This window comes from Streptomyces sp. NPDC050732, from assembly GCF_040654255.1.
GTDB lineage: Bacteria > Actinomycetota > Actinomycetes > Streptomycetales > Streptomycetaceae > Streptomyces.
The window spans coordinates 1-3,652 of the sequence record NZ_JBFAHP010000078.1 but is presented as its reverse complement, the minus strand read 5'-3'; the positions used below and the strand labels follow the sequence as shown (position 1 = coordinate 3,652).

Below are 3,652 nucleotides of genomic sequence, written 5' to 3'. Positions count from 1 at the left end.
ACCGACATCGGCCGGCCCATCACCGTCAGGGGCCGCGACAGCCTCAAGCGGCACGGCGAGCTGTCCCTGCAGGTCCTGCCCGACTGGGAATGGTTTAACGTCCACCTCTACGAGACCCAGGATCCGGCCGTCATCTGGGTGGAGTGCGACGGCGAGGGCACCATCCGCTTCCCCGGCTACCCCGAGGGCCGCTACCGCAACCACTTCATCCACGGCTTCACCCTGCACGACGGACTCATCGCCGCCAGCCGCGAATACACCAACCCCATCGAACACATGCGGGCCCTGAACATCCCCACCCCCCACATCCAACGCGACTGGATCCCCTCCTGACCCCACCGGTCCATCCGCCGCACCCCCCACCACGTACCTACGCGCGAAGAGAGAGACCATGACCACGGACAACACCCCCCGGCCCGCGGCCCGTGCCACCATCGACCTCATCACCGCCGCCTGGCACACCCAGGCCGTCTACGCGGCGGCCAGGCTGGGGCTGCCCGATCTGATCGCGGCGGGCCACACGGGCCCGGCAGAGCTCGCCAAGGCCGCGGACGCGGACCCGGACGCCGTCCGGCGCCTGCTGCGTCTGCTGCTCCGCCTGGGCGTGGTCGACGGTGACGAGAACGACGGCTACCGCAACACGGACGTGGGCGACCTGCTGCGCGACCGGCCCGGTTCGCTGCGCGACGTGTGTCTGCTCTACGGCGAGGAGTTCTACCAGGCCTGGGGGGAGTCCATCGATACGTTCCGTACCGGCAGGAGCGGCTTCGAGAAGGCGTACGGGCGCTCGCTCGTCGGCTATCTGGGGGAGGACCCCGACGCCGCCCAGCGCTTCCAGCGCGCCATGCAGGCCCAGGCGAACAACTTCGCCTTCGACGCGGTGCCGCAGCACATCGACTTCACCGCCGACCAGCACGTCGTCGACATCGCGGGCGGCAGCGGCCAGCTCCTGTCCACGGTCCTCGGTGCCGCGCCGGCGGCCCGCGGCACCCTGCTCGACCTGGCGCACAACATTCCCATCGCCCGCGCGCACCTGGAACAGACGGTGGGCCTCGACCGCGCCGAGCTCGTCGCCGGGGACATGTTCACCGGCCCGATCCCGCAGGGAGCCGACACCTATCTCCTGTCCCGGGTCCTGGGCGACTGGTCGGAGGGCGACTGCGTACGCCTGCTGCGGTCCATACGCGAGGCCATGGGCCCGCGCTCCCGCCTCGTGATCATCGAGATGGTCGTCCAGGACGGCAAGGCCGGCCTGCTGGCCCCGCTGTGGGACCTCCACCTGATGGTCGTCAACGGCGGTCACCAGCGCTCGATCGGTGAGTACCACGAACTGGCGGGCCAGTCGGGCCTGGCCATCGAGCGTTCCGTACAACTCCCCATGGAGACCTCGGCACTGGTACTCACCGCCGCATCTGACATACCGTCATGATCCAGGAGTCCGCATGCCACAACAGCAGCCGAATCCACCGCGCACCATGAGTACCGCCGGGCCTTTCGGCCCGGGCGCCCGCCTCCGGGAAGCGGACGGCGTCCCGGGAGCGGGCCACGGCGCGCCCTTCATCCACGGCGTGCACACCTCGGTGGCGGCCTTCGTCGGGGACGCCCCGAGCCTGCCGGGCAAGCCGGCCTTTGTCCGTCATCCGCAGGAGTTCATCGAGGCGTTCTCGCAGCGCAGGGCCGACGGGGAGCCGCCCTCCTTCGTCCACGACGCCGTGCTCGGCCACTTCCGCAACGGGGGTGGCGGGGCCTGGGTCGTCGGGACGGGCGACGGCGCGGACCGGGTCGCCGCCCACCGGTCCGCCCTCGCCAGGCTGGAGCGCCTGCCGGAGATCACCCTCGTGGTGGCGCCGGATCTGTGGCGGGTGGAGGGGGACGCGCACGGCATCGCGCGGGAGATCGCCGGACACTGCAGCCGTGTGGGCCACCGGGTCGCGCTGCTGCACACCCGGCAGGGCCTCGCACCCGCCGATGTACGGAGCAGGCCGTTCGAACTGCCCGAGCCGGAGGCGCAGTTCGTCGCCGTCCACTATCCGTGGATCACCGTGACCGCGGCCGACGGACGCGAACGCCTGGTGCCGCCCTCCGGTCATGTGTCGGGGATGTGCTGCCGCGTCGACACCGAGCGGGGTGTGCACGCGACGCCCGTGGGGGCGCTGGTGGGCGTGGTCAAGCACGAGCGCGAACTCACCGAGGGCGAGCGGGATTCGGTGGGCGCGCTGGGGGTGAACTGCCTGCGGTTCGTCCGGGGGCAGGGCATCCGGGTGCTCGGGGCGCGCACGCTGTCCACCGACCCCGACTGGACCGAGCTCAGCGTCCGCCGCCTGGTGAACCACGCGCGCGCCTCGCTCGAACGGGGCACCCGGTGGGCCGCCTTCGACACGAACAGCGCCCGGCTGCGGGCGCTGATGCGCCAGTCGGCCACCACGTTCCTCAAGGGCCTGTGGCGCCAGGGGGCACTGCCCGGCCGGTCCGCGGCCGAGGCGTTCGAGGTCATCTGCGACGACACCAACAACACCCGCGAGGACATGGCGCGGGGCCGGGTGAACCTCGACGTCGGCCTCGCCGTCGTACGGCCGGCCGAATTCGTCACTTTCCGCGTTCAGCACGACATCGGGAACAGAATCAGCTGAGGAGAGATTTCAGTATGGAGAGTCACTCATGCGCACAGAATTCATGCGCGCGGAACCACAGACAGGGAATAAGGGCCGCCACGGACCACCCGCTCTGTGACCCCTGCATCAAAAAGCTGGAGCTTGATCTGCGTGCGCTGCCCGGCCTTCACCAGGAAGGCCTGCACCACGTCATGGCGACTTCACGGCGACGCAATCCGACGAAGGTGTCCGGGAGCCGCAGGCGGGACCACCTGAACGTCTCGGCACTCGACGCCAGAAGCAATATCGTCGCCATCCTGGAGTCATGGGCGGGCTATGTCGCGGAGGAACTCGGGACCACTCCCCCGACTCGCTCCGTCCCCCACCTCGCCTGCTTCCTTCTGCTCCACTTGGAGTGGCTCACGGCCCAGCCCCCGGCCCCGGACTTCGCGGAGGAGATCCACGGCCTCCACGTCGAACTGCTCCGCGTCATCGAACCCGACCGCGGCGACGGCGACCCGCTCACCAGACAGTGCGTGGTGGACAGCTGCACGGGAACGATCGTCGCCTCACCGCAGAATCCGCAGAGGGCGCAGAGTCCGCGCGGCGCAGGGGCCGCCGGAAGGAACAGCAGCAGCATCAGCTGCTCGGCGGGACACTCCTGGGAGGTACGGGAATGGCTCGTCCTGCGGCACCTCATGGACCGCCAGCGCAAGGAAGCCGCCTAGGCCTGACGGCTCAGCGGAACGCTCGGCCTGCTCAGCGGGAGAGAGCAGGGTAGGGCGTGAGCCGGAGGAGTAGAGGCGAGGCGGTCACGGCACGCGTGGAATCTCAGCGCCTGCCGTGGCCGCCTCAGCCACTTCGTCAGGTCACCGGATCTGGAGGTTGTCGAGGTAGGACTCCACGTTGCGCCGCGTCTCGGGCACGCTGTCGCCACCGAACTTCTCGGCGACCGCGTCGGCCAGAACGAGCGCGACCATGGCCTCCGCCACGATGCCGGCCGCCGGCACCGCACACACGTCGGAGCGCTGGTGGTGCGCCTTCGCCGCCTCACCGGTGAC

5 protein-coding genes are annotated in these 3,652 nt (G+C 70.3%); 4 read left to right on the top strand and 1 reads right to left on the bottom strand.

What is annotated here, in order from left to right; translation table 11 throughout:
- From AB0H82_RS36300 to AB0H82_RS36285, 4 genes are all read left to right on the top strand, one after another.
- Nucleotides 1-333 (top strand): PhzA/PhzB family protein (locus tag AB0H82_RS36300; RefSeq protein ID WP_362999813.1); only part of this gene is annotated, 333 nt, incomplete at its 5' end.
- A gap of 58 nt (nucleotides 334-391) precedes the next feature.
- On the top strand, nucleotides 392-1,429 hold the full coding sequence (locus tag AB0H82_RS36295; RefSeq protein ID WP_362999812.1) for a methyltransferase: 1,038 nt from the start codon (nucleotides 392-394) through the stop codon (nucleotides 1,427-1,429).
- Nucleotides 1,430-1,442: 13 nt separating this feature from the next.
- Nucleotides 1,443-2,630 (top strand): phage tail sheath C-terminal domain-containing protein, encoded by a 1,188-nt coding sequence (locus AB0H82_RS36290; protein WP_362999811.1) that lies wholly within the window; start codon nucleotides 1,443-1,445, stop codon nucleotides 2,628-2,630.
- 173 nt (nucleotides 2,631-2,803) lie between these two features.
- Nucleotides 2,804-3,319 (top strand): hypothetical protein, encoded by a 516-nt coding sequence (locus AB0H82_RS36285; protein ID WP_362999810.1) that lies wholly within the window; start codon nucleotides 2,804-2,806, stop codon nucleotides 3,317-3,319.
- 141 nt (nucleotides 3,320-3,460) lie between these two features.
- Here the strand turns inward: AB0H82_RS36285 and AB0H82_RS36280 are convergent.
- A partial coding sequence (locus AB0H82_RS36280) for a chorismate synthase (protein ID WP_362994738.1) occupies nucleotides 3,461-3,652 on the bottom strand: 192 nt, incomplete at its 5' end.